The following is a 25,821-nucleotide window of genomic DNA, read 5'->3' as shown; positions in this document are numbered from 1 at the left end:
ATTGATTACTGGCCGTCCTTATTGGCAAGAGTAATCCTTACGGCATTCATGCCTTTTTGACCACGTTCCAATTCGAATGTCACCATATTTCCTTCTGTAATGGAAGCCGGAGCACTACTTATATGGAAAAAATATTTATCCGTACTTCCTGTATGCTTTATAAAACCATATCCCTTATCGGGGTTAAAGTATTCTACACGCCCATTCAATATAGGATCTTCCAGATCTTCTTTTTTCGGTGTAGAAACAGCTATATTTTCGATCTTGATTTTTCGTTTATTAGTGAGATCGGGAGGAGTACTGGTTATAACTCCGTTTTCATCTACATAAGCAATCATATCCTCAAAAGAATCGGCTGGATTATTTTTTCTTTCTTCCCGTTTTTGCTGTTTCTCTTTTCTTTTTTGTTGTTTGTTTTTTTCTATTTCTCTCTTGTTAAATGAGTTTGATTTAGCCATACTTATTCTTAAAATATCTTTGTTTTTTATAATGAATACTTATTATTTTTATCACAGCAATTCTCTAGAAACTATATCTTCGATTTATGCAATTCTATATATTTCTCCACACGGGCATCTATCTCTTCCTGTGATAAATGAGCCGGAAGTTCAATCGTAGTCCTGTCACTAATTACGACATGGATAACATCTCCGGCACGCTCCTTTGCATTTTTCAACACTGACTCGGCTTGTTGTGTTGCCGAAGTTCTTTCAGAACGGGTTATTTCACCTTCTTTCTTATTTGCTGAAGAATTCTGTTTTGCTACCATATATTGTAGTTTTAGTGAATGTTTATTATTGACTCGATACTGTTAGACGCTTTCCTGTAAGTTTCTGAATATCCTTGAGCAAGCCTTGTTCATCCTGAGCACAGAACATCAAGGCCATTCCTGTATTCACGGATATATCTTCTTATTGTTTCTTCTACCAGACTATAGTTCATGAGACAGCCCCATTGTAAATAATGTTCTTTTTTCCACCAGGGTAAATTCTTCTTTCAGCCTGCATACAACTTCTTTTACACTGCTTATTTTCTGTGCCAGATGTGCATTTACTCCGGCAAAAGCATACCCTTTTCTCATATCACCTTTCGCAGCATTAAATAATGCTTTCATAATACAGTAGGGGCTCTTCGTATAGTCACAGGTCTTTATACAATGTACAGGGCAGGTTTTAGGTATTTCCAACCCTTCGGAAACACGTTTGAGAAATTCTCCTTTGATGGCACGCCCAGGCATCCCTACGGGGCTGTTGATTATCATTAAGTCGTCTTCTTTAGCAGTAAGATAGACCTGCTTGAAGGCTTCTGAAGCATCGCATTCGTCTGTAGTAACAAATATTGTTCCCATCTGTACAGCTGATGCCCCCATTTCGATAAAACGGTATATATCCCCTCCTGAAGATATTCCACCTGCGGCAATAACTGATATTGTTTTTATTTCTTTATATAATGCGACTGTTTCTATAACCTCGGGAATTATCTGTTCCAGAGAATACAGGTTATCATCAATTTGTTCTTTTTTGAATCCTAAATGCCCTCCTGCTTTCGGGCCTTCTACAACGATCGCATCAGGTAGGTAACCGTAATTATTATACCATTTCTCACAAATTATTTTTGAGGCCCGGGCGGAAGAAACGATCGGAACTAACTTGGTTTTACTATCCACAGTTCTATAAGATGGTAGGTCCAACGGTAGTCCTGCTCCGGCAAATATGACATCCGCTTTTTCTTCGATGGCTGTACGCGCCATATCTGCAAAATTGGATAAAGCCACCATTATATTGACTCCTATTATGCCGGTTGTTTTTTCTCTGGCTAAACGCAACTCTTCTTTTAGCCCCCAAATACTGCTCTTGATAAAATTTCCGTGGCCTTTATGGATAAGTCCCAAACCAGCACACGATATAACTCCTATCCCTCCTTCATTGGCTACCGCTGATGCTAAACCGGACAAAGATACGCCGACACCCATTCCACCTTGGATAACAGGAAGTTTAACTTCCATATTCCCTATAAAAAATGATTTCATCTTATTTACAAAAATGTGTTACGACAAAAGCATTACACATTCTCGTAACTGATTAATAGCATAAACAAGAAAGTTGATTTTGTTGTCGATTTTGACGATGGGAAGATCCGCTAACCAGCGCGGAGCAAAACATTGAGAAGATAGATACAATAAAAACTAGATTGCTCAAGGTCTAAAGATACGAAAAAAAATCCCATTTATTTATTGTTTTACAATATTTTATTGAATAACGGCCTCTGTGAATAGAAAGGGACTGAAATTTCAGTCCGCCTCTTTGTCTGTTTTTAAAAAAATATCGGTGCATACCATGCATCCTGATAATTATCTCCAATCAGATTGAATACTCCACTCAATTTACTATCATGAGCAAATTGTTTAGCTTCGCGAATACTATCAAATTCACCTAATAGCTTAAAACCTATATATAATCGATACATATTTGTTTATTTTAATTTAATGAAATTTATGCTGCTAATCTTTCTTCAATAAGAGGAATATTCTGATTGACAAGATTGATTATCCGATTTTCCATTTGGATAATTTGGTTTTCTGCTACTGCTTTAACTTCTGTTTCGATTGTTGTTCCTGTGAATAATGAATATAATATTGTTTAAAAGATTAGAAATAAGAAAATTGAAATAAGGATGATAAAGGCAAGGATAGAAAGTATCATCTTGATGAATAGCTTTACTATTTTAAATACAAGGCAGATAATCAGATAGCTACCGATAAGCCCAGTAATAACAGAAGTGGTTATACTCACTTGTGTCACTATCCATGCACACAGAGCCACTATTGCTACCCCTAAACCCAATTTGATGATGATTACAGAGGGGAGGGAGAATAGATATCTTTTGTTTTAGAAAAACTTCGTATATATACAGCGACACAAGGTTAGCATAGTCCCATAGCTGCGTTCAAACACTCAATAATTCTTGTTTCTTCATTATGTCCATCAGTTGATAATCTAAGCAATGGGAGCCCGATAATTTCCAGAATATGATTTTTCTTATAGTCCCTTTCCTGTTGCAACTCATTGTCATGGAACGATACGCCATCTACCTCGATAGCTAAAACAGGGGTCTTATCTATTTTATTGTACAGTAGAAAATCTATTCTTGAGCTATTCCTTATAAACTGGATTTCATCTTCAGAGAATGGCTCGAAATTCCGGACAAGGTCTCTGAGCCGATATTCTCTAACCATATCAACCGATGAAAATTGAATATTGTTTAATAGAATTTTTTCACTCAATAGCTTGTGAATAATAATCTCTGCGGCAGAGCCTTTCACATTCTTGTTTGATGAGAGGAATGAAAGAAATGTTTTGTTATACTCTTTATACAGAAGGTCGAATACGGAACAGATGCTACCTTTAACAACCGTTTCATTCGGATCTGTATTATAGCAAATATAGCGTATCATATCACCAATATTTGTACCGTGAGGAAGTTCCATTGATACAGGTTTTATCACAATAAATTCTTTTACTGCTCTTGACACGGCTACATTTATTAAGTTGGGGTTGTCTATAAATTCCCCTATTTTGTTTCTAACCGTATTAAATATAATCACATCTTTCTCACGCCCTTGGTACTTATGTATAGTATCGGCTTCCGCACCATCCGGAAGTTGTTTTTGCAGCATATCGGCATGCTTTCTATAGGGAGCAATAACTCCGACTTTCGTATAGTCTTCAGAATAGTTCTGACGGATGTAGAGGTCTGTTTCATCTATCTGTCTTTGACTATAATTATCTCTTTCGCCGGATATATTTGTTTCTATGATTCTGAACGGATGGTTACTACCATCAGTCATAACAACCAAATTGTTATTGTAGTATTTCTTATTGCAGAATCCAATAATAGTAGGATGGCATCTGTAATGTTCTTTTAGTAAAACCGATTTTATCTTATTCCCATACAAGCTTTTCAGCGAGTTCAAAATATTATGTTTGACATAATCATATGCAGGAGAAATATTGTACTCTGTTTGTAATAGCTCTGCAACCTCTTTGCTCTGTTTATCTACAATATGAGTAAGCTGCATACTATCTCCGACAATAACCACATTCCGACAACACGAGAAACATACGGCAGACTTTATAATATCTACCTGTGAAGATTCATCTATAATCAGATAGTCAAAAAGATATCCTTTAGGAATACTTGTATGAAGCGAGAGTGTAGAGCTTAGTATTACCGGATAACACTTTATAAAATCATCAAACTGTTTACGGTAATCATCAACATTAAACGTTGATTTTTCTAAATGGCTATATTTTTCAAATAACACACCATTAAATACCTCTTTAGATGTTTCAATAAAACATTTAAGGTTCGCTTCTTCATTATTAGAGGCTAACCAGTTTTCAAGGTCCAAGATTTCGTGTTCTATTTTTGCTATGTATAACTCATAGAATTTGTGGTTTACATAAACAGGTAATTCCTCACTGTAATGGCTAATGCTGTTAAGATCAAGTAAGCCATATTGTAAAACAAAACGCAACTTATTTATGAAAGACAACTTGTTTTTAAGATCAATGAATGATAATAAATGTTTCAACTTTAGAGTTTTACCAAAATTCAAGTTGCGGTAAAACTTCTTGTCGAGTACAGATTTTATGTTTGGATTGAGCGGCTGTTCTGCTTTTATGTGGCTAAATTCTATCTCGCCATCTGATAATTCCGTTTTTAAGGTAGCTAGTTTATTCCGGTACTGAAAACACGTTGTTAATATGGAATTCAATTCCAAAATCTCATTCTTTGCTTTTTTCAGGCGTTCTTTCGAAATCTTAAAATTCGGATTGACTGTTTGCTCTTCAATATTGTCGAAGAATGAAGCTTTATTTTCATTATTGCCAAGTGATGCGACAACCATTCCATAGCCAAATTTTTCTAACTTCTCCCGTACATTGAATACTGCAGAGTTGTTGTTAGAAACAATTGCCACCGTTTTATTCTGTACAATAAGATTGGCTATTATATTTAGGATTGTTTGTGTTTTACCTGTTCCGGGAGGTCCCTCTACGATGCTTATGCTATTCCTGAGTGTAGTCTCAACTGCCAGCTTCTGGCTCTCGTTGCATCCGAAAGGATAGATTAGAATTTCGTCAGACGAGCTAACAGGAGGATTGGTTCCGTCAATGTAGTTAGATAGTACCGACCTTGATTCTAGTAAATCTATACATTCAAGAGCCTTGAGCAATATTTCGGAACTTATTTGATTTGGATTTTTGTTATCTGTCTCTTCTGCTGGAATATCAAATGACACTTCTCCTGCCCTTTTCAGTATATACTTAAAGTAATTGATAACAGATTCCGCCTGCTCGATGTTCTTTCTTATATCACAGATTTCAACATCAGCATTTTTTTCAACTGGATAAGAACAACTTTCCTCATTCCGAAAAACCAAATAACGACCATAATTATCAACAATATTATATATGTTATTTAATTTACCATTCTCATATATACGAACATCCTCTCGTGTTGCTATCAGCGGATAGTATTTAACCTTATCAGTTCCGTAATTATAGCTTTTCCCATTATTAAATGTGATACGATATCCATTGTCAGTACGAACAACAGTTGAAACATCTCTTTTGTATTCAAACTTCAGAGATGTTTTATTTTTTAAGTATACTATGAACGGGTGCTTCATAAATCTCTCTTATTCTAAATTAGGTAATAGAGCATGTCTTGTTCTATTTACATTCGTTAATTTAAGTATAAAAATAAGTAATTTGCTTTTTATCTTGATTAAAATTAAATAAAAACCGAAATTCGATAGCTTTTATTGTTGTACAATTAATTATGAACTATTATCAGCCCCTTTGTAATTGCCGAGTAAGTCCTAATAAATAGAGCTTCGCATTAGGTCTACAAATATCTCTGTATATTATCAAAATAGATATTACAAACAGATTTCAGCTCCGGCATACAGAGAAAGTCCTGATTTGATAATGAAGCAAGACACTTTTCGATATAATTTAACAGAGAATCTACAACCAGGCCATGAAATTGCGGCTGTGAAATATTTTGACTTAGAGATGTATAAGCTAGAACCGGCTCAGGTTCCCGGTGTATTAAAGGTTTTTAAACTATTGAAAGAAGACGGCATAATTTTATAAAGGTAATACTTGAAAAACTTATGCAGCATAAATCTTTGTAAATTGGAATGAGAAGATTGGTACAAGAAAAAGGGGCTATTGCTCCTCTTCTTCAGTTGGATGCCTGTTTTATGTCTTTTCCTGGCTATATGAATAAAAAGAAAAATCCTACAATATCAATTGGTATTTCTTATCTTAAATGCTATTTTCTCTTGCCTTTATTTAAAATTGTTTTACACTATGAACTGTTATACACAAACATAAGGGCTTCGGTTTATATTTGTAAAATAAATAGAAAGAATTCTAAAAAGAAATTGTAGTACCCACAAAAGCCCAGCTAACTAATAAAAGAAGCATGAGTAAATTATTCTCAGAAAATATACATGGGCGCAAGACATTGATGCTAATGATAAAAGCTATTAATGAGCAACATCCCGGTATTGTGCTGTTAGCCGGCGACATGTCCGATGGAAACCCTGAAATAGTCATCAAAAATAAGTTGGGAATGGAGTTCAGCCGTTTGAAATCCAAATATGTATATATTTCGTCAATGGCAATCACTAACGTATCCAGGGTGGAGAAGACGGTGCCTGTCATCACGACGGTACGGACTTTTTCAACTGTAAAATTATGAACAATCAGAAATAAAACAAAACTACTCTCACGAGTTTGTCTGATTTTTACCGTTTCTTTTTTATTGAAATTTTTTCGGATGAATATACATACATCACTTTCCTTGTAATATGTTTTGTGATATAGTGTTTGAAACGGCAATTCTCCCGTAGCACGATACCCGCTGCAAAGTCCTTCTGCTAACATTAAGCAACATATATAAATCCTGATTGTCGAGAAGAAATTCCCCGTCTAACATATTCCTGTGCTTACTCATTTTATCGAGAGTTTTATCCTGTTTGTCGAAACGCTCCATGATTCGTTTCATCCATGCTTCAAATTGATTGTTGTCTATATACATGGCTGTTATTTTTTAGATGATATGTTCCCGGAATTATTCGCCTTATTTGCCTGTCTTTGTATAGAATGGGATTTATGACTATTGATGAGGTCATTCATACATTCGTCCTAGTGGTATGTAGAATGAAAACATCCGGTTTCACAGTTATTTTGAGGTGAAATCGGATGTATCAATGATAATTACCGATTAATACTGAATTTTGTATGTAATCGGATAATTGTGTTAGAGGGACATTACCAAACAGATTCCCACTGTCTCATGAATAGAGTTGTTCCATTAATTCTGTCGTTGTCCGAATTTTTAGAATTTCAAACCTACCTTAAACGAAATGGAGTGGTGACTTAACTGTTCTTCAAACTCTTTCAGAAAGTAGCTATCGCTATGCTTTTTCAGCCGCGCTAATTCTTGTAATTCATAGCCGATAGCCAGTTGCAGCTTCATTTTGTTTTTTAGCGGATATTGAATTCCGATAGAAGGATTCATAAAAAATCCGCCGTTGGCATTACCGGACGGGGCGAAAGAATATCCGGCGGCACATTCAGCATAAGGGGTAAACTTACGTTCTCTGCCGATTTGAAATCGCACATCTCCATAAACCGGAACGAGCATCTTCTGGTAAAAAGATAATCCCGTTCCCACTCCGACCGACCATCTTTCAGTCAGATTGTAATATCCCAATACCTGCCATGCAAAAGGAGTAGATGACGGTGTGCTCATCATTGGTAATCCTGTTCCGATAGTCGTTGCAAAAGCTATTTTACTTTCGCCGTTGGTTTGTGCTTTCACACTGATAACTATAATACTCAGAAGTAAAATGAAAATAATTCGTTTCATATCATTGAATGTTAATGGTAATTTCTTTTGCGATGTTTAATGCGGAAGTCAGAGAAGAAGTGTCGGGATAGATGTCCCCATTACTGCCGTCTGGGCTGCTGTGTCCTATTATAGTTGCTGTATATTGTTTCCGGCTTAAATCAAGATCTATTTCTGCCGAATAAACTACGGCAGGTTGTCCGCTGCCTCCTTCACCGCCAGAATAATCCGTTTCTCCCTCTTTTGCATTTTCAGGATAGTTATCGTTCCAGTCTGTCGAATGGTTCAGTTCAATTTTCACAACAAACTGTTTCAAATCACCAACCGGACGGATTTTTACGTCAAAGCTGCCGTGTGGTGTTGCACCGGAAATTCCATCAACCAAAGGCTGGTCTTTTGTCGGCAAGTAGAGTCCGTCAGGATATTGGACTCCACGTGCATGACACCATACAGGCAACGCTTCTTTTCGCCTGTTCCCGCCATTAGCTTGCCACGACTCGGTTGCTACCTTGTGGCTTGCATAAATGGTTGTAAGGTAATTGCCTGCCAAATCCTCCACCCATATAGCTATTTGAGGCGGATTCTTCTTTTCGATACCCAGAAACAATGGAAAATCATGTAACCATTCATCACCTTTTGTTACCAGAACCTTCATATCATTCTCCTTGTAGATTACCAGGTCCTCACTACATGAAGCCAGCACGCCGAGTGCTGTAACTCCTGCTACTACTAATTTTTTTGCTTTCATTTTTACTATATTTAGTTGTTAATAATGTGTCCATCCGGATACATGTAAGATAAAAAAATATCATACATACCTCTCTAAGCCTTCAGACTGCTTTATGCGGTAATTATCCTGCCTGTCCAAATAAATGATATAGTATTCCATTGCTTCGTTTGTCCGTAGCAATTCATCCAGTTTGCCTGCTTCGACCGCCATTATTGCGGTAGCATATGCATCGGCGGTCGTGCAATCGGGAGCAATGACCGTAGTGCTCAGAATACGATTGTTTGCCGGATAACCCGTCTGCGGATTGATGGCATGCCCATATTGTTTGCCGTTTCGGGAGCGGTAATTATTATAGTTTCCCGAAGTGGCAACTCCTATTTTTCCTGACAGGTGAAGGATTACTTCAAACTTGGAAGATTGTTCAGCCCCTAAATACTTCGGTGGTTTGATGATCCCGACAGACCAATCCGAACCTGTTTTATTCTTACCTTTCGTAACAATCTCGCCGCCAATATCAACCATGTAATCATGCACGCCTTTGCTGTCTAAGTAACAGGCAATAATATCACATGAAAGTCCGTCCCCGATAGCGGAAAAGTTCAATTGAACGCGGGAATCGTCCTTTTCTATGGAATTGTTTGTGAGCGAAATCTTGTTATAACCCACATACTCCCTTATTTGATTTATCAAGCTCTCGGATGGTTCTTCCATATTCTTGAAACCAAATCCCCAAAGATTGATAAAAGGGGAACAGGTAGGGTCGAATATACCTTTTGTTTTATTGGCAAGCTCCATCGAACGATTGAAGGCTTCGATGAAGATGGCGTCCAAAACAACCTTCTCATTCTTATTTACTTTCGAGATAGTCGATTGCGGGTCAAACGGGTTGAGCGATTTGTAGAAGGTTTCATAAATAGACAGAATCTCTTCACTCAAATCATACGGATGATTATAGGTTATCCTGTAATAGGTATGCCTTTCTCCCGACAATACGTGATATTGACTTTTGCCTCCACATTTGGCAGAGTTATATAATAAAAAAGGGAACATCTGCATTGTTAGTTGGTTATTGATTGACATATATAGTAATCTCTTTCACAATATACAAGGCCGTAGTCAATCTAGAAGTGTCAGGATAAATCTTACCGTCAGAACCATCCGGGCTGCTGTGCCCAATAAGTTCCCCTTTAAATTCGTTCTTCCCACTATCTAAGTCAATTACCGTTTGATAAACAACAGCCGGTTGCCCGCTGCCCACCTTTCCTCCGGAGTAATTAACATCTCCTTCTTTAGCGTCTTTGGGGTAATACGCATTGAAATCCGTAGAATGGTTAAATTCGCATTTGACAACGAATTGCTTAATATCTTCATTCATTTGAAGGTTAGCAGTAAAGCTGCCTTTGGGTGTTGCTCCGGTTACAGCGTCAGGCAACGACTCGCTCTTGGTTGGGAGATAAAGCCCATCGGTATACTGCTTCCCTTGTGCATAACTCCAACAGGGAAGTGCTTCTTTGCGTCTGTTTCCTCCGGCAGCTATCCACGACTGAGTTGCCAGTCTCTTACTCACATAAATTGTGGAGAGGAAATTTCCTTCCAAATCCTCTGTCCAGATAGCTATCTGCGGTGCATTTTTCCTTTTGATAAACCAAAAAATCGAAAAATCATGCAGCCATTCGTTCCCTTGTTTTATGGAAACCTTAATATTACCGTTTCCAAACTCCGGACGAACAGTATCCTGTCCGCTACAACTGATTGTTGCTAATGCTAAAGTCATACTTAGAATTATTTTTTTCATTGTAAACTATTTTGTTATAATATCTATCAGGGAATCAATCCCTTTAGCAATCTGTTTCCAGCCGTCATCGCTTTGGATGTCGATACCGTTATACATTTGGCAATTTTCTTCAAGCATAGCCAGATAGGCTATTCCCGCATCCATAAGAGCGGTTATGGCTTGTAATTGTTCCTTATCCACCTTTGAAAACCCGGACATCATTTCCATAAATTGTACTCCATTCTTTTCTCTTTGGGCACGGATTTCCACTACAAAATCCTTATCGGAAGAAAGTTCCCATCTCTTTAACCTTTTAAGTGCGATATTATCCCTGTATTCTGCTATTTCCCTGCGATAAAATGTTTTCAGATAGCCTTTAATATCCGAAACATCTGGCTGTTTCAATGGCGTATTAAGCCAAAAATCATGCTTTTTCATATACGCATAGATTATGCCGTCCAGGGATTTAAAATAGCGGTAAATGAGGGTTTTATTTACTCCTGCCTGTTCAGCGACTTTCCTTACTCCAAGCGATTCAAAACCCTCCTTGACAATAAGTTCTCCTACTGCTTTAATCAGTTTTTCTTCGGTCATATCCCGATCTCGTTCCATCTTCTTTAGTTTGATTTACAAATGTATCCAATCGGACACAAATATAAGTGTCCAATTGGATACATGCAAGTTTTTTGGCGATTATTTTTTGAATTGGATAAATAAAACTGCGAATTGGTCAGATACCGTCTGACTTATAGTTCAGTTGGTTTTTCATAGATAGAATAATTATATTTTGCTTTCTGTTTATTTTCAACTATATTTTCAGTCGTAATCTATTAAAGTGATGCAGAAAAAAGATTTAAAGGCAATTCGGAATCGTACCTGTTGATTTTACGGTATTAACGATGATTTTGGGTAATTATAAGTCCCCAAAAAGTAAAGTTGCCGCCATGGAAAAGTCAGGTAATTTGATTCGTTTGAAGAAGGGATTGTTTGTTGTATCACCTGAAGTGAACGATCAAACCATTTCCCGTGAATTGATTGCCAATCATCTTTACGGACCATCCTACGTTTCACTCGAAACGGCATTGTCTTCCTATGGGATGATTCCAGAAAAGGTGTATGCTGTTCGGTCGATATGTAACCGTTCCCGAAGATTACTTCCAAATCGGTATCCGTCAGAAAATTGTAAATGATCAATATGCTTATATGTTTGCTACGCCCGAAAAGGCAATGTGTGACATGATTGTCACCACACGAAACTTACGCCTGCAATCGGTTAAAGCGATGCGGGAATATATTGAGGAAGATTTGCGGATAGACCTTTCCGCTATCGAATCATTTGATACGGATATTATTCGGCAATGTATCGCCACGAGAAAGAAGAATATTGAATTGACACAACTTTTAAAATTATTGGAACGATGAATAATAGTATATTCGACCAAATGTTGTCGCGCTACGAAGTAAAGACAAATGACGACTATACCAATGCGTTGCACGAAGTTATGCAGCAAACGGCCTTAGCGGGACTTTATCGCGGCGGATTCTTTAATAAGGCTGCTTTCTATGGTGGTACGTGTCTTCGTATCTTTTATAGAATGCAACGCTTTTCGGAAAATATGGGCTTCTCGTTGCTGCAATCCGATAAGGAATTCCATTTGGAAAATTATTTCGACTATATTGTCGCCGAATTTAAGGCTCTTGGCCGCGACGTGGTTATCACCAAGAAAGAAAAAAAGAATCAGACCAATGTGGAATCCGCTTTCCTGAAAGACGACACAGCTGTTTACAACCTACAATTTAGGACAGAAAAGAGCGTGAAAATCAAAATAGAAGTGGATATAAATCCGCCATCGGGTTTTACTACCGAACATAAACTTCTGTTGCTGCCGTTCTCATTTATGACCCGTTGCTATGTGTTACCGGATTTGTATGCGGGGAAAATGCACGCATTGTTATTCCGTGCATGGAAAAACAGGGTAAAGGGGCGCGACTGGTACGATTTTGAATGGTATGTGCGAAACAATGTAGCTTTGGATTTCAATCACCTTTGCCAACGAACTTATCAATTGGGTTCGCTAAAGGAAGATGAACTGACGCGAGATTCATTCACGCAACTATTAAAAGATAAAATTGCCAAAATCAATATTGAAATGGTCAAGAATGATGTCCGTCCATTCATCAAAAATCCTTCGGAAATGGATATTTGGTCGAATGACTATTTCACGCAATTGGTGGATATGATTCGGTTTGAGTAATATGCAATACAAGTAATCGCCCTTTTGTTTGATTATAGCAAATTTTGTAATCTCACAAAGCCTATATTAAACACACCTATAAGAAGGATGATATATTGCTGAGAGAAGTTGATCGCGTATTCATTCAAGATTTAGAATTCTATTTGAAGACCGAGAGGATTTAGCACCGTTGAAATAAACTCTTGAAAAATTGTCCACTTACAGCTATTTTGTTAATTTTGGTAATTATCATCTTAATATATGGATAGCACAAATGTTAATATAGCCCAACAATTAGAAGAGATTAGAGCACCTTCTACCCGGCGGGTGTTCGAAGCAAATACAAGTTGCGATAAAATCAGAATAGTACTTCATAATATGGAGAGCCTGCATGAAGATATGATTCAGGTATATAAAACTATTCTCGACTTGTTAATACCTTCCAAGAAATATTTATCTGAATTGGTATCATTTTATGAGCAGTACAAAATAAAAAGTATTTTCTCTTTCTCTAACAAACTATCCTGATAAATAGAATATAGTAAAATGAATACCCTCACGGGTTGGTATGCAACAACCACGAAATAAGCCCCTTCGATATCCGGTACTTTCCTGACTTTCTCGTCAAATTCAAATCTCTTATTCTTTTTGCCGTAGTTTGATAAATTTCTGCAAAAGTATGGATTAAGAGTTATTATAGAAATAATAATAACTGTTATCTTTAAAAGAACTCAATGATTAGACAAAAACACGTCCGCAAAAACGATCCGAGGAAAAACATCCCATATCTGATTTTCTAAATAAAGGTTAACACTATGATTAAAAAGAAACGGATGAATTACCTTCTATTTATTTCCTTTTGATAATTATACTTATTGAGTCTCGAGTTGCTAGAGAGAGGGATTTGTATTAAATAAATCCAGAATTTGAGAGCTTCATGAGCGACTGATATCTTCCTCTTCCCTCTGATAAATTAAAAGAGAATAGCGTGTAAACATAGAATATATAAACTAATTAAAAAAGAATTTCTATCTACTTTTACAAGGTCGGGCAAAAGATTTTACTTATATTTTAAATACTTTCGATGCTTTGAATGCCGGAATTACATGCCTTGAAAGCAGTTGGGCTTTTTGGAAAGAATATTTTTCAGGAATAATAGGTAATAAAAATTAAAGTAGTAAATTTAATAGAATATGCTACCTTACAAACCGTTTACCAAGCATATTCAGAAATGTTTTTATAGGTAATAATTTTCTTAATAACAACACTGTTTTTGCTTCTTTACCAACCACAGTTCTGAAAGCAGTCCTTTTATTGGTTGCCAAATCATAAATGACTTTAACAATAGCTATTGGATTGCTGGTTGCTCCCGGTCTTTGAGCGGCTTTGAGTTGTTCTGAAACCCGTGCGGTTATGATATCATAATCTCCGATAACCTTACTGGTGCTAAATTTAACGTTTTCGCCGAAATTAGATTCAAACCCTCCGGGTTCGACCAAGTGCAAATCAATATTCAATGGCTTTAATTCGAAGAAAAGACCTTCCGTAAGACCCTCCAGCGCAAATTTGGACATATTGTAAAGAGAACCTAAAGGTAAAGCGGTACTTCTTCCCATGACCGAGCTGATATTGATGAACTTTCCTGATTTTTGTTCCCTGAAATATGGCAAGGTGTTTCGTATTACATTGATTACACCTTTAACATTGACCTCATATTGTCTGTCAATATCTGCGTCTTCCATTAGCTCCAAGGCTCCATACATACCAATCCCTGCATTATTTACAACGACATCGATCTTACCGAACACATCAACGATTTCCTTTAAGGCTTCAACGATTGTTTCCTGCTCTGTTATATCAAGTTTGATGACTTTGATATTTGAAATTTCATTAAGTTCTGTTTCTTTTTCAGGTGATCGCATTGTCGCAGCGACATTCCATCCTTTTTCCGCAAAATATTTGGCAGTGAGTCTGCCTAAACCAGTACTTGTGCCTGTTATTAAGACTGTTTTCTTCATTTTTAATTTGTTTTACACAAAAGTACTTTAAAATTGATATATATTTGTAACCAGTATAACAGAGTATACCAAAATATATTGAAATGGAAAGAAATCAGGAAGAAGAATTACGGGCATTGCGAGATACTTTGTATTTTATTGGCGGCAAGTGGAGAATCCCTATTATCAACTCGATTTGCAACGGCAACAGAAGATTTCGCGAAATAGAACGAAGTATTCCCGGAATTACAACAAGGATGTTGTCAAAGGAATTAAAAGATATGGAAATGAACAAGTTGGTAAAAAGGATCGTTTATCCGGATACTCCTGTTCTGGTACAGTATGAGCCAACAGAATATTGCCGTTCATTTGGCAACATTATCCGTGAGATGGTCATTTGGGGAAGAGCACACCGGAAAGTAATCACCGGGATGTAAATCCAATTGTATTTTTAAACCCCTCTAAACGGAAAACATATAATAGAAAGAAGTAGGCGATGGCTAATTCATCAGTCACTTCTTCATATGCTACTTATTTACAACGCTGTTCTAAAAGGCATCTCCTACCTTTTCTGAAAACAACTGGACTTCTTTTATTTTATTATCCTCAATTCTCAATAAATCTACGCCTTAAATTCAAGGCTTTACCAAAAAGGCGGATTATAGAAAGAACACTGGCTTATATATCGTATTCGAGACGAAATTTAAGTGAGCCATACAACAAACAAAACTTTGAACCATACAGCAAACTTATATCTTGTGTCTCACGATACCTTTGCACTAACAAAATTTTAAAATTCATCACAATGACAAAAGTTTGGTTTATCACAGGAAGCTCAAGAGGGTTGGGCAAAAGTATCACAGAAGCAGTTTTAGCAAATGGGGACAAAGTTGCAGCAACTGCAAGGAATCCGAAACAGTTAAATGATTTGGCAAGCAAATATCCGGATCAGATTCTGACTCTACAGTTGGATGTAACGAACAAAGAACAAATTCATTCGACAGTAAAACAGACTATAAAACATTTCGGACGAATAGACGTACTGGTCAATAATGCGGGATTTGGCATTACAGGAGCTATTGAGGAATATACAGACGAACAGGTACAAAGCCAGTTAGAAGTAAATTTGTATGCACCGATTGAAATTTCAAGGGCCGTATTACCATACATGCGAAAACAACGTTCAGGCTATATCTTTAATATAAGTTCCATAGGAGGCAGAGTGGGAACGGCTGGGCTCTCAATATATCAAACGGCAAAATGGGGAGTTGCAGGTTTTACGGAAGTGTTGAGTAAAGAAGTAGCACAATTGGGCATTCAAGTTACGTCCATTGAACCGGGTGGAATCCGCACCGATTGGGCAGGCGAATCCATGTCGTTCACGAAAGAAATTGAAGATTACTCAGAGGTTTTAAAACCCTTCAAAAATTACCTTGCAACAGCCGAAGCTTTAAGTGAGCCGGACAAAATGGCAAAAGTGATTCTCAATTTATCAGAACATCCCAATCCGCCTGTACATTTGGTTTTGGGTTCAGACGCTGTTACGATTTTAGAAGCCGTTGATGCCGACAGAAAAGCCGAATTTGAAAAATGGAAACCGGTAAGCATATCAACTGATTTTGACGGTGTAGAAAATCCTTACGCTTCCGAAGAAAACAGACAAAATATTCTCAAAATGAATAAGCATTCATAATGAAAAAAACAGTATTTTTAGTGGTAATAGCAATATTACCATTAATATATTCGTGTAAACCAAATGCGGTCATGGAAGACAGAATACAAATCCAGGACTTAATAAATGCTTACGCTCATTGCGCAGACAATCGGGAAGCGCAAAAACAAGCGGAACTGTTTACGGAAAACGCGGTTGTAAACGTGTTTAATGGAAAAGAAAAACAAGCTGTGCAAACTTTACGCGGACGTAAAGAATTAGCAGAGGCTTTTCAAGGTTTAAATCAATATGATATAACAACCCATTTCAACGGACAAAGCTACGTTGAAATAAATGGTGATTCTGCCACAGGCGAAAGCTATTGTTTAGCCCACCACATAAAAATTGCTGAAAAATCATTATTGATTATGAGTATTCGTTACCATGACAAGTTTGTAAAACAAAACGGACATTGGCTGTTTGCGGAACGAAACCTATATGTAGATTGGACAGACAACAGGGAATTATTACATTAATTTACAATATAACAGACAATGAATGAAAGCAACATAGCAAAACTGATAAATTTCTCCTGCCACAGTTCCGATTTTAGGGAAGGCGAACATTTTACCTCTATACACAGTTTGGGTATGGTTATTTCAGGTGTAATGGACCTTGATGATGGACAGAGAAAACAAAAGTTTGAAAAAGGAGATTTATATTCTGTACGGAAAAATCACTTATTGAAGTTTGTAAAATATCCGCCTGTAAACGGAGAATTCAAATCATTGACAATTTCTTTTGATGAAGAATTACTTCTTGATTTCAGTAGGGAATACAACTACAAATCCGGGATAAAACAAAAGTCAACCGCATATGTTACTTTTCAAGACGACAAATCTCTGATTTCATTTATGCAGTCGTTATTGGAATATAAAGAAATATGGGATGACAGCGATATCAGGCTTATCCGGTTGAAGCAAAAAGAGGCTCTGATACTAATGCTGAAGTATGATATCAATTTTAAAGATGTCTTATTTGATTTCAGCAAGCCATATAAAATAGATTTAGAGGATTTTATGAATAAGAATTATCATTTCAATGTCCGTCTCGATAAGTTTGCCTATTTGACCGGTAGAAGTTTAGCTACATTCAAACGTGATTTCCAAAAAACATTCGGCACATCGCCGCGAAATTGGTTGCAGCAAAAACGGTTGCAAGAAGCACACTACCTGATTAGTGAAACCGGTAAAACATCGTCAGACGTATATTTAGATTTGGGATTTGAAAACCTGTCGCACTTCTCTTATGCTTTCAAAAAGCAGTTTGGATATCCTCCTTCATCTGTTGTGAAGCAAAATAAATAAACTCGTAATAACTTGTCTTTGTCATAACAAATTATTTATTAAGATATGGAACAAAACAATTATCAGGGAGCATTACAGAAACCAATTGGTTCAGGTTTTAATGCAACATCAACTTCAAAAGAAGTAATCAAAGGAATTGACCTTACCGGTAAAATTGCAATTGTAACAGGTGGATATGCAGGTATTGGTTTAGAAACAACAAAAACATTGTCATCGGCAGGGGCAACGGTTATCGTTCCTGCAAGAGATATAGAAAAAGCGAAGAAAAGTTTAGAGGGGATTCCAAATATAGAGTTGGAAACGATGGATTTAATGAACCCTGCTTCTATCGACCTGTTTGCTGAAAAAATTTTGGCTTCAGGCAGGCCATTACATTTGCTTATCAATAATGCAGGTATTATGTGGGTTCCGTTAGTCCGTGATGAACGAGGCTATGAAAGCCAGCTTTCCACAAACCATTTGGGGCACTTCCAGTTAACATCAAGGCTTTGGAGTGCGTTGGTAAAAGCTAATGGGGCAAGAGTTATAAATGTATCATCCTGGGGACATCACTATTCACGTTTCAATTTTGAAGATCCGAATTTTCTAAACCGCGAGTATGAAACATTATTGGGTTATGGACAGTCCAAAACTGCAAATGTCCTTTTCTCTTTAGAATTAGACATCAGAGGTAAAAATTTTGGCGTACGTTCTTTTTCTCTGCATCCGGGAGCGATTGTAGAAACCGATTTGAAGCGACATATGACATCAGAACAGTTACTGTCAACAGGTGTCATGGACAAAGAAGGAAACATCATTCGTGACGCATCAAAAGGATTGAAAACTATTCAACAAGGAGCTTCTACTACAATTTTTACAGCGACGAGTCCGTTACTCAACAATATCGGTGGTGTATATTGCGAAAATACAGAAGTAGCTGAATTAGATTTGCAAGATGATGACCCACGCAAAAGAATGCACGGAGTAACACGAATTGAAGGCGTTATGCCTTATGCCCTGGAAAAAGATACAGCTAAGAAACTATGGTCAACAAGTGAAGAGCTTACCGGAGTAAAATTCGAAATCTGATTATCAATAACTAATGCGTAGTTCTTCACGAAACTACGCATTTTAAATTTTATTTAAATCCAAAAAAATTCGTCATGTTTTCAGAAAAATAGCAGATATAAAATAAAGAAGAACTTCTTAAGAAAGTTGATCATCATCTATTATTGACTAATTGAATCAGACTACTAATGTATTTTAGTGGAAAAGTATACAGCCGAAGTATCTTTACTACAATGCCCTAACTCTTTCTGTATTGTAAGGGGGGCATTCCTGTGCGTTTTTTAAAATAACTTCCAAAAAACGATGGATTCGGAAAATTCATCTCTTCGGAAATCTGGGATACCGTCATATTCGAACTTTTCAGAAAAGCCTTTGCTGCCATAATAACCATTTCATCAATCCATTGCTGGATATTTTTACCACTTGTTTCATAAATAACCTGAGACAGGTATTTTGGAGTGATGAACATCTTGCCGGCATAGAAAGCAATACTGCGTTCCTGTATATGGTGCTTAAATAATAACTTGATGAAGTGATGTAAATGCTTCTCTTTACGGGTTAAAGTCTCATCATCATTTCCTATCTTTTTATCGTAATATAATTGCAGAACCTCATAGATAAGTGTATATAATAAATTTTTTGCTATTTTCTCCCTGTATAAATGATTTGTTTTCTTATACTGCTTTACGATAAATGCATGGAACTCCAGTAAGTTATTGGCTTCATCCTCGTTTATCTTCAGATAGGCCTTTTCTTCTATATTTTCAAAAAGTTCGGTTTCTGTAATTAATTTAAGGTCAGATACAAAGTCAAAGGAAAAGAATAAAAATTCAATAAGCAGGTCATCGCTCTGTTCCAAAATCTCTACAATATAATTGGGCAGGATAGTTATGATAGCATTTGCTTCTATCTGGAATTCTTTCAAATTAATTTTTATCCGGCCTGTCCCTTTTGCACAAATAGCGAAGGCAATACCTTCAACAATGTGCGGATATCGAAAATCAAACGGATAATCATGGATATTTACTTTATTCTCGGATATGATAAAATTCTTTATTCCTAATGTCAGTGATTGTCCTTCTATGTCCTCTAAAGATATTTTTGGATAATTCCCTCTATTCATAATCTTGTTGCTTAGATTTTACAAATGAATAACAAAAATCTGAATAAATTGATGATTTATATCCAAAATACGAAATTTTGAACATTTTTACAGTAGTATTGGATTGAGACAAACCATATTATAACGAGATCTTTGCAAATCGAAAAGAGTAATGATAATCATTCTTATAAATAAATTATGAATAAACTAAATTTGATTTTGAGAAAATGCATATATGGACTCCTTATAACAGGATCGATATCCTGTTCTTCTAAAAAAGACGAAAATCCTTACCCAAAGGTTATTCCGGTCAGGATACAGGAAATAAAATACAGCGATGATATTTACCAGCAAGAGTATATTGGTACGGTAGAGGGGGAGAATGCCGTCGATATCAGTTTTCAGGTTAATGGTAATATCGAACAAATCTATGCCAGAGAAGGGCAAAGTGTCCGGAAGGGGCAACTATTGGCAAAATTGAACACAAGCTCTATTGAAAGCATGTACACTGCAGCTAAAGCAAGCCTCACTCAGGCACAAGATGCATACGACAGGCAGACGATATTATATAACAGCAACAGTCTTCCTGAAATTAAGTATATTGAGGCAAAGACGGTATTGCAGCAAGCACAGGCCAGTGAACGTATTGCTCATAAAAATTTACAGGACTGCAATCTGTATGCTCCATTTTCGGGTGTAATAAGCCGTCGTTATCAGGAACCGGGTGCTAATGTCATGCCGGGAACACCAATTTTCAATTTGGTAACAATAAACCCGGTGATGATAAAAATAGCGATACCCGAAAATGAAATATCTTCAATCAAAACAGGTGAAACCGGCCGTGTGAAAATATCTGCATTAAACGATGCGTCCATTGATGGTAAGATTGCCGAAAAAGGGATTTCTGCCGACCTTGTTTCACATACATATGATATAAAAGTACGAATCAATAATCCTGATTTGCAAATTATGCCCGGCATGGTCTGTAAGGTTTATTTAAGCAATCCTGCGGCCACAGCTAACGGACAAAATATTATAATTCCACTCAACTCAATTCAGGTTGACTATTCCGGCAAACGTTTTGTCTGGATTAAAGATAAACAAAACAAAGCCGTATACCGGGAAATAACACAAGGTAAACTTATAGGAAACGGTATTGTAATAGAAAAAGGGCTTCAGGAAGGGGATAACCTCATCATCGAAGGCTACCAGAATATCAGCCCGGGAATAACAGTGGAAACAGCTAAATAAGAAATAAAAGATGAAACAAGAATCAGGTATTATCGGCTGGGCGATGAGATACAATAAGATTGTATTGCTTATTGTAGTTGTATTGGTTTTATTCGGGGTTTACGCACTAAATGTAATGCCTAAACAGGAGTTTCCTGTCTTCACCATTCGTCAGGGAGTTGTAGTTGGCGTATATCCGGGTGCAACTTCTGCTGAAATAGAAGAACAATTAGCCAAGCCTCTCGAAAATTTTCTGTTTACATACAAAGAAGTAAAGAAATCAAAGACATATTCACATTCCAGAGACGGGATAGTTTATGTATATGTGGAGCTTAACGATGAGGTAAACAACAAAGATGAAGTATGGTCGAAAATAAAACATGGTCTGACTACCTTCAAAGCACGACTACCCTCCGGTGTTTTGGCACTTATCGCTAATGATGATTTTGGTGATACATCAGCTTTGCTAATCTCATTGGAATCTGAAACAAAGACTTATCGCCAATTAGAAACTTATCTCGAAAATTTGGAAGACCGTTTGCGTACAATTGAGTCTGTGTCGAACCTGCGCCGTTATGGCGTTCAAAATGAACAGATAAGCATTTATATAGAGAAAGACAAGCTGGCAGCATATGGCATTAATATATTAAGCCTGTATCAGACACTGATGACAAAAGGTTTTATTACAACTGCCGGAAGAGTAGATAATCCGGATATGGTAATACCGATACATATAGAAAGGCCATATCAGTCAGAAAAGAATCTCGAAGAGCAAATTATCTATTCCGATGTACAAGGGAATCATATTCGCTTAAAAAATATAGCAAAGGTGGTAAGGGAATACCCTAAACCAACAAGCTATACTACAAACAATGGTCAGAAATGCCTTATCCTATCCACTGAAATGCGGGAAGGCTATAATGTCATTCAGTATGGGAAAGACATAGATGCTGTTCTCCGGCAATTTCAGAATGACATCCCTGATGATATCCATATCTACCGTATAGCTGACCAGTCACAAGTGGTCGGGCATTCTATCGATACCTTCCTGAAAGAATTACTGATGGCCATAGTTGCAGTTATATTAGTAACCGTGGCTCTATTGCCCCTACGGGTTGCCGGGGTAGCAGCCTCTTCTATTCCCATCACTATATTTATATCCCTGGGGTTGATGCTTAGTTTTGGGATTGAGCTTAATACCGTAACGCTGGCGGCCCTGATTGTCGTATTGGGTATGATTGTCGACAACTCGATTGTAATTGTGGATAGCTATCTCGAAAAATTAGACCACGGCATTCCCCGCCGGCAGGCATCCATCGAAAGTGCAAAAGAGTATACTAAAGCTATCATTTCTGCGACATTAGCTATCAGCCTGACGTTTTTTCCATTCTTAATTATGCTGACAGGACAATTCCTCGATTTTGTGCAACTTTTCCCTTGGACAGTACTTATTACTTTGGGGATATCATTAGCCGTGGCCGTTCTGTTTATCCCGTTCCTGCAATATTTTTTCATACGCAAAGGCCTACATGAGCAATCCGGTTCAGAAGATAAAGCAAAGAAAAAATCTTTCCTCGACATATTGCAAAGTGCATATAACGGGTTGTTGGAAAAAGTTTTCCAATATCCGAAGATATCCATATCCATTGGTGTTGCTTCTATTATAGCGGGTATTTATATGTTTGCCCATCTTCCCCAGAAACTAATGCCTATTGCTGAACGGAATCAATTTGCAGTAGAAATTTATTTACCGCAAGGAAGTTCTCTGGAGCAAACCGAAGCTGTTGCACAAGACATGGAAAAAGTATTAAAAGCTGAAGAAACAGTAGCTTCTGTCACATCTTTCTATGGGACCGGCTCCCCCCGCTTTCAAACGGCTTACGCTCCCAAAATGGGAGGGACTAACTTCGCACAATTCATTGTCAATACGGCATCGAATGAAGACACTGAATTATTATTGGATAAATATTCTACAAAATATGCATACCACTATCCTAATGCTTTTGTGAAATTTAAGCAATTAGACTATCAGGCAGTGGATGCGGACATTGATATTCGTTTATCGGGAAATAATACCGCCGGACTCAAGAGATTTGCGGACACATTGATGACTGAATTAAAAACGTTAGACGAACCTCTGAGGATATATACAAATTTTGAAGAGCCTTTACCGGGTATTAAAATATCAGTAGACCCTGTCGAATCAAACAGGTTGGGAGTCAATGAAGCCATATTAGGTATTGGCCTGGCTTCCCGTTTCGGAGGAGCACCAATAACGACTATCTGGGAAAATGACTATTCGCTGCCAGTGGTATTAAAATCAAAATGGGAACAGAAGGACCCAACAGCAGAAGATATTTCCAACGAATATGTTTCAGGTTTGTTATCCCCAAGTGTGCCTTTACGGCAGATAGCCAGTGTTTCAGCGGATTGGACAGAGGGGCAGATTAACCGGCGCAACGGAGTCCGCACGCTATCAATCTTTGTCGATTTGAAAAGAGGCGAAAAAGTGAGTGAAGTTCAATCGAAAGTGGAGAATATAGTCAGCTCTGTTGCAGGAAAGTCATTACCTAAAGGCGTTTCAATATCTTATGGTGGCGTAAAGGAATCCGATGAGGAAACAATGCCTAAGATGGTCAAAGCGCTTTCCGTCTCGATTGTTATTATCTTCTTTATCTTGATATTTCACTTTAAAAAAGTAAGTCTTGCAACTCTGGTTCTGGCTTCTACCTCACTGAGTATTTTTGGTGCGGCCATAGGTATCAAAGTAATGGGAATAGACTTTAGTGTAACCGCAATACTGGGTATTGTAAGTTTGATTGGCATTATTGTCCGCAATGGCATTATCATGTTCGATTATACCGAAGAATTACGCTATAAACAGGGGAAGACGGTATTAGAAGCTTCAATCGAAGCCGGTAAACGAAGGATGCGTCCGATATTCCTGACTTCTGCTGCTGCATCTATGGGCGTCATACCTATGATTATCAGCAGAAGCCCATTGTGGTGCCCGATGGGGACTGTTATCAGTTTCGGAACGATTTTTTCCATGATATTTATCCTTACCCTATTGCCTTTGGCCTATTGGCTCATATACAGGCATGAAGATGACAAACCCAAGAAACAAAAACTGAATAATTATGAATAAAAAATATTTTATGATACTGGTAATATGTTCTGTAATAGTACACTTACCTGCACAAACAAAATATAGCCTCAACGACTGTAAACAAATGGCTGTTGAGAATAATAAAAAGATTAAAAATAGCCAACTGGAAATTAATGCTGCCAAAGAAGCGAAAAAAGATGCTTTTACAAACTATTTCCCTTCTGTCAGTGCTTCCGGGTTCGGATTTAAAGCAAAAGACCCATTGGTCGCACTTAATATGGGGGGAGCTCCTATCGGTTTCTTAAAGGATGGGATGACAGCAACAATCAGTGTTAGTCAGCCCGTATTTGTCGGTGGAAAAATCGTATATGGAAATAAACTGGCCGACCTGGGCATTCAGGTTAGCCAATATCAGTCCAGGCTATCGGAGAATGATATTCTCTTAAATACTGAGAATTTATATTGGCAACTGGTTTCCCTGTCTGAAAAAGAAAAAACATTGGATATTATAGATTCTCAGTTGGATGTCTTGTTGAAAGACGTGGAACTGTCATACAAAGCCGGACTTATCACGAATAATGATGTGTTGAAAGTAAAACTTAAAAAGAATGAGATAGCCAGTAACCGCATCAATCTGGATAATAACATCAGGCTTGTAAAAATGTCTATGTGCCAACAGATTGGACTAGAATTGACTACATCGGAGACTTTTGAAATCACTGCACCGAATATCGAGGAAGTAGAATCTCCTGCTGTCTATTATGTCAATCATAAAGATGCCTTACCCAATAGAATGGAAAGCAAACTTTTGGACAAGAACATAGAAGCATCCAAATTGCAGACAAAGATAAAACGAGCTGATTATCTGCCTACAGTGGCTGTTGGTGCTACCTATTATAAAGAAAATTTTCTGGATGGATGGACCGGAAACGGTGCTGTATTTGTATCCGTGAGCATTCCCCTATCGGGATGGTGGGGCGGCTCGCACGTAATCAAGCAGCAGAAGATAAAAGAACAAATAGCCTATAATGATAAATTGGATATGGAAGAACAGCTTTTATTACAGATGCAGAAGGTCAGGAATGATTTGGACAATGCATACAAACAAATACTGTTGGCGAAAGAGGCTATCGGGCAATCATCTGAAAATCTGCGCCTCAACAACGATTATTATAAGGCAGGTACAGTTACTCTTACTGATGTTTTGGATGCCCAGTTCTTATTACAACAAAGCCGGGACAGGTATGTAGAAACATATTCAGCATACGAACAAAAAAGGTTCGAATATTTACAGGTAACAGGAAGATAGCTCTTTTCATATAGATAATCAGGCCGGAGTATCGTATTAATATCTATGATTCTGATAAAATATCTTCTATGCCTGAATTTTGATGAGTATAGAATTGCTGGACATAACTACCATTATTATTTTTTCTAATTGCTTAGTATAGCTATTAATAGTAGTTTTGAGGTGTGTAGAAGTTATATTATAAAGTACGGGACTATTCAGTATATTTTTCGACCCTTCTTTAACGAAATCAATTTCATCAGGAGTACGTGGATTTTCAAAAAGTAGTCTAATTTATTTGAGATTAAAATCGTATTTTCTAAGGAATAATAGTAACTTGTATTAATTAATATTTTAGTAGCATTA

Annotated in this window: 23 protein-coding genes and 1 pseudogene; 12 read left to right on the top strand and 12 right to left on the bottom strand. The window is 37.2% G+C overall.

Annotated elements, in window-relative coordinates:
- Window positions 1-5 precede the first annotated feature (5 nt).
- The 4 genes from ACFO6W_RS15290 to ACFO6W_RS15275 all read right to left on the bottom strand — a co-directional run bounded on the left by ACFO6W_RS15290 (window position 6) and on the right by ACFO6W_RS15275 (window position 5,692).
- Window positions 6-458, bottom strand: coding sequence for a cold-shock protein (locus tag ACFO6W_RS15290; protein ID WP_379997931.1), 453 nt, complete (start codon window positions 456-458; stop codon window positions 6-8).
- A 71-nt stretch (window positions 459-529) separates the two neighbouring features.
- Window positions 530-769, bottom strand: coding sequence for a hypothetical protein (locus tag ACFO6W_RS15285; RefSeq protein WP_006801039.1), 240 nt, complete (start codon window positions 767-769; stop codon window positions 530-532).
- A 162-nt stretch (window positions 770-931) separates the two neighbouring features.
- Window positions 932-2,029, bottom strand: a complete 1,098-nt coding sequence (locus ACFO6W_RS15280) for an NAD(P)H-dependent flavin oxidoreductase (protein ID WP_379997928.1) — start codon at window positions 2,027-2,029, stop codon at window positions 932-934.
- A gap of 894 nt (window positions 2,030-2,923) precedes the next feature.
- A complete protein-coding gene (locus ACFO6W_RS15275) occupies window positions 2,924-5,692 on the bottom strand; it encodes an AAA domain-containing protein (RefSeq protein ID WP_379997926.1) in 2,769 nt (922 codons plus the stop codon).
- Window positions 5,693-6,495: 803 nt separating this feature from the next.
- On the opposite strand from ACFO6W_RS15275, the gene ACFO6W_RS15270 reads away from it, so the two are divergent.
- On the top strand, window positions 6,496-6,774 hold the full coding sequence (locus tag ACFO6W_RS15270) for a hypothetical protein (RefSeq protein WP_379998086.1): 279 nt from the start codon (window positions 6,496-6,498) through the stop codon (window positions 6,772-6,774).
- 71 nt (window positions 6,775-6,845) lie between these two features.
- Here ACFO6W_RS15270 and ACFO6W_RS15265 read toward each other — a convergent pair.
- From ACFO6W_RS15265 to ACFO6W_RS15240, 6 genes and pseudogenes are all read right to left on the bottom strand, one after another.
- A pseudogene (locus ACFO6W_RS15265) lies at window positions 6,846-7,113 on the bottom strand (helix-turn-helix domain-containing protein); the annotation flags it as partial.
- Window positions 7,114-7,413: 300 nt separating this feature from the next.
- Window positions 7,414-7,947: a hypothetical protein gene (locus ACFO6W_RS15260; protein WP_379997924.1), complete on the bottom strand. Its 534-nt coding sequence runs from the start codon at window positions 7,945-7,947 to the stop codon at window positions 7,414-7,416.
- A 1-nt stretch (window position 7,948) separates the two neighbouring features.
- Window positions 7,949-8,674, bottom strand: a complete 726-nt coding sequence (locus ACFO6W_RS15255; RefSeq protein ID WP_379997921.1) for a hypothetical protein — start codon at window positions 8,672-8,674, stop codon at window positions 7,949-7,951.
- 60 nt (window positions 8,675-8,734) lie between these two features.
- The gene (locus tag ACFO6W_RS15250) at window positions 8,735-9,736 is read right to left on the bottom strand and encodes an FAD:protein FMN transferase (RefSeq protein WP_379997919.1); all 1,002 of its coding nucleotides are present in this window, start codon (window positions 9,734-9,736) and stop codon (window positions 8,735-8,737) included.
- Complete coding sequence (locus ACFO6W_RS15245; RefSeq protein WP_379997917.1) at window positions 9,723-10,451, bottom strand: hypothetical protein; 729 nt, start codon at window positions 10,449-10,451, stop codon at window positions 9,723-9,725. The genes ACFO6W_RS15250 and ACFO6W_RS15245 overlap by 14 nt, the downstream gene beginning before the upstream one ends.
- Before the next feature lie 6 nt (window positions 10,452-10,457).
- A complete protein-coding gene (locus tag ACFO6W_RS15240) occupies window positions 10,458-11,042 on the bottom strand; it encodes a TetR/AcrR family transcriptional regulator (RefSeq protein ID WP_379997915.1) in 585 nt (194 codons plus the stop codon).
- 504 nt (window positions 11,043-11,546) lie between these two features.
- Here ACFO6W_RS15240 and ACFO6W_RS15235 point away from each other — a divergent pair.
- The 3 genes from ACFO6W_RS15235 to ACFO6W_RS15225 all read left to right on the top strand — a co-directional run bounded on the left by ACFO6W_RS15235 (window position 11,547) and on the right by ACFO6W_RS15225 (window position 13,192).
- Entirely contained in the window at window positions 11,547-11,852 is a 306-nt protein-coding gene (locus tag ACFO6W_RS15235; protein WP_379997913.1) for a hypothetical protein, read from the top strand.
- A complete protein-coding gene (locus tag ACFO6W_RS15230; protein WP_379997911.1) occupies window positions 11,849-12,685 on the top strand; it encodes a nucleotidyl transferase AbiEii/AbiGii toxin family protein in 837 nt (278 codons plus the stop codon). Before ACFO6W_RS15235 ends, ACFO6W_RS15230 begins: the two co-directional genes overlap by 4 nt.
- A gap of 240 nt (window positions 12,686-12,925) precedes the next feature.
- Window positions 12,926-13,192, top strand: coding sequence for a hypothetical protein (locus tag ACFO6W_RS15225; protein ID WP_379997909.1), 267 nt, complete (start codon window positions 12,926-12,928; stop codon window positions 13,190-13,192).
- 668 nt (window positions 13,193-13,860) lie between these two features.
- On the opposite strand, the gene ACFO6W_RS15220 is transcribed toward ACFO6W_RS15225, so the two are convergent.
- Window positions 13,861-14,682, bottom strand: coding sequence for an SDR family oxidoreductase (locus ACFO6W_RS15220; protein WP_379997907.1), 822 nt, complete (start codon window positions 14,680-14,682; stop codon window positions 13,861-13,863).
- 83 nt (window positions 14,683-14,765) lie between these two features.
- Here ACFO6W_RS15220 and ACFO6W_RS15215 point away from each other — a divergent pair, with 83 nt between their 5' ends.
- The 5 genes from ACFO6W_RS15215 (at window position 14,766) to ACFO6W_RS15195 (ending at window position 18,747) form a co-directional block, all read left to right on the top strand.
- A complete protein-coding gene (locus tag ACFO6W_RS15215; protein ID WP_379997905.1) occupies window positions 14,766-15,098 on the top strand; it encodes a winged helix-turn-helix transcriptional regulator in 333 nt (110 codons plus the stop codon).
- Window positions 15,099-15,466: 368 nt separating this feature from the next.
- Window positions 15,467-16,354: an oxidoreductase gene (locus ACFO6W_RS15210; protein WP_379997903.1), complete on the top strand. Its 888-nt coding sequence runs from the start codon at window positions 15,467-15,469 to the stop codon at window positions 16,352-16,354.
- Window positions 16,354-16,848: a nuclear transport factor 2 family protein gene (locus tag ACFO6W_RS15205; RefSeq protein ID WP_379997901.1), complete on the top strand. Its 495-nt coding sequence runs from the start codon at window positions 16,354-16,356 to the stop codon at window positions 16,846-16,848. Before ACFO6W_RS15210 ends, ACFO6W_RS15205 begins: the two co-directional genes overlap by 1 nt.
- A gap of 18 nt (window positions 16,849-16,866) precedes the next feature.
- Window positions 16,867-17,679 carry a helix-turn-helix domain-containing protein gene (locus tag ACFO6W_RS15200; protein WP_379997899.1) on the top strand — a complete coding sequence of 271 codons (813 nt, stop codon included), beginning with the start codon at window positions 16,867-16,869 and terminating at the stop codon, window positions 17,677-17,679.
- Between the two features lie 45 nt (window positions 17,680-17,724).
- Window positions 17,725-18,747: an SDR family NAD(P)-dependent oxidoreductase gene (locus ACFO6W_RS15195; RefSeq protein WP_379997897.1), complete on the top strand. Its 1,023-nt coding sequence runs from the start codon at window positions 17,725-17,727 to the stop codon at window positions 18,745-18,747.
- A gap of 217 nt (window positions 18,748-18,964) precedes the next feature.
- On the opposite strand, the gene ACFO6W_RS15190 is transcribed toward ACFO6W_RS15195, so the two are convergent.
- On the bottom strand, window positions 18,965-19,849 hold the full coding sequence (locus ACFO6W_RS15190; RefSeq protein WP_379997895.1) for a helix-turn-helix domain-containing protein: 885 nt from the start codon (window positions 19,847-19,849) through the stop codon (window positions 18,965-18,967).
- Between the two features lie 177 nt (window positions 19,850-20,026).
- Between ACFO6W_RS15190 and ACFO6W_RS15185 the strand changes: the two genes are divergently transcribed.
- Genes ACFO6W_RS15185 through ACFO6W_RS15175 form a run of 3 tightly spaced genes read left to right on the top strand, consistent with a single transcriptional unit; the run spans window position 20,027 to window position 25,476 of the window.
- Complete coding sequence (locus ACFO6W_RS15185) at window positions 20,027-21,079, top strand: efflux RND transporter periplasmic adaptor subunit (RefSeq protein ID WP_379997893.1); 1,053 nt, start codon at window positions 20,027-20,029, stop codon at window positions 21,077-21,079.
- 10 nt (window positions 21,080-21,089) lie between these two features.
- Window positions 21,090-24,206: an efflux RND transporter permease subunit gene (locus tag ACFO6W_RS15180; RefSeq protein ID WP_379997891.1), complete on the top strand. Its 3,117-nt coding sequence runs from the start codon at window positions 21,090-21,092 to the stop codon at window positions 24,204-24,206.
- On the top strand, window positions 24,199-25,476 hold the full coding sequence (locus ACFO6W_RS15175; protein WP_379997889.1) for a TolC family protein: 1,278 nt from the start codon (window positions 24,199-24,201) through the stop codon (window positions 25,474-25,476). The genes ACFO6W_RS15180 and ACFO6W_RS15175 overlap by 8 nt, the downstream gene beginning before the upstream one ends.
- The last annotated feature ends 345 nt before the right edge of the window (window positions 25,477-25,821 follow it).

It is taken from the genome of Dysgonomonas termitidis, assembly GCF_042654545.1.
Taxonomy (GTDB): domain Bacteria; phylum Bacteroidota; class Bacteroidia; order Bacteroidales; family Dysgonomonadaceae; genus Dysgonomonas; species Dysgonomonas termitidis.
Note: the sequence above shows the minus strand (reverse complement) of the source record. Positions and strands in the feature narration are given on the sequence as shown.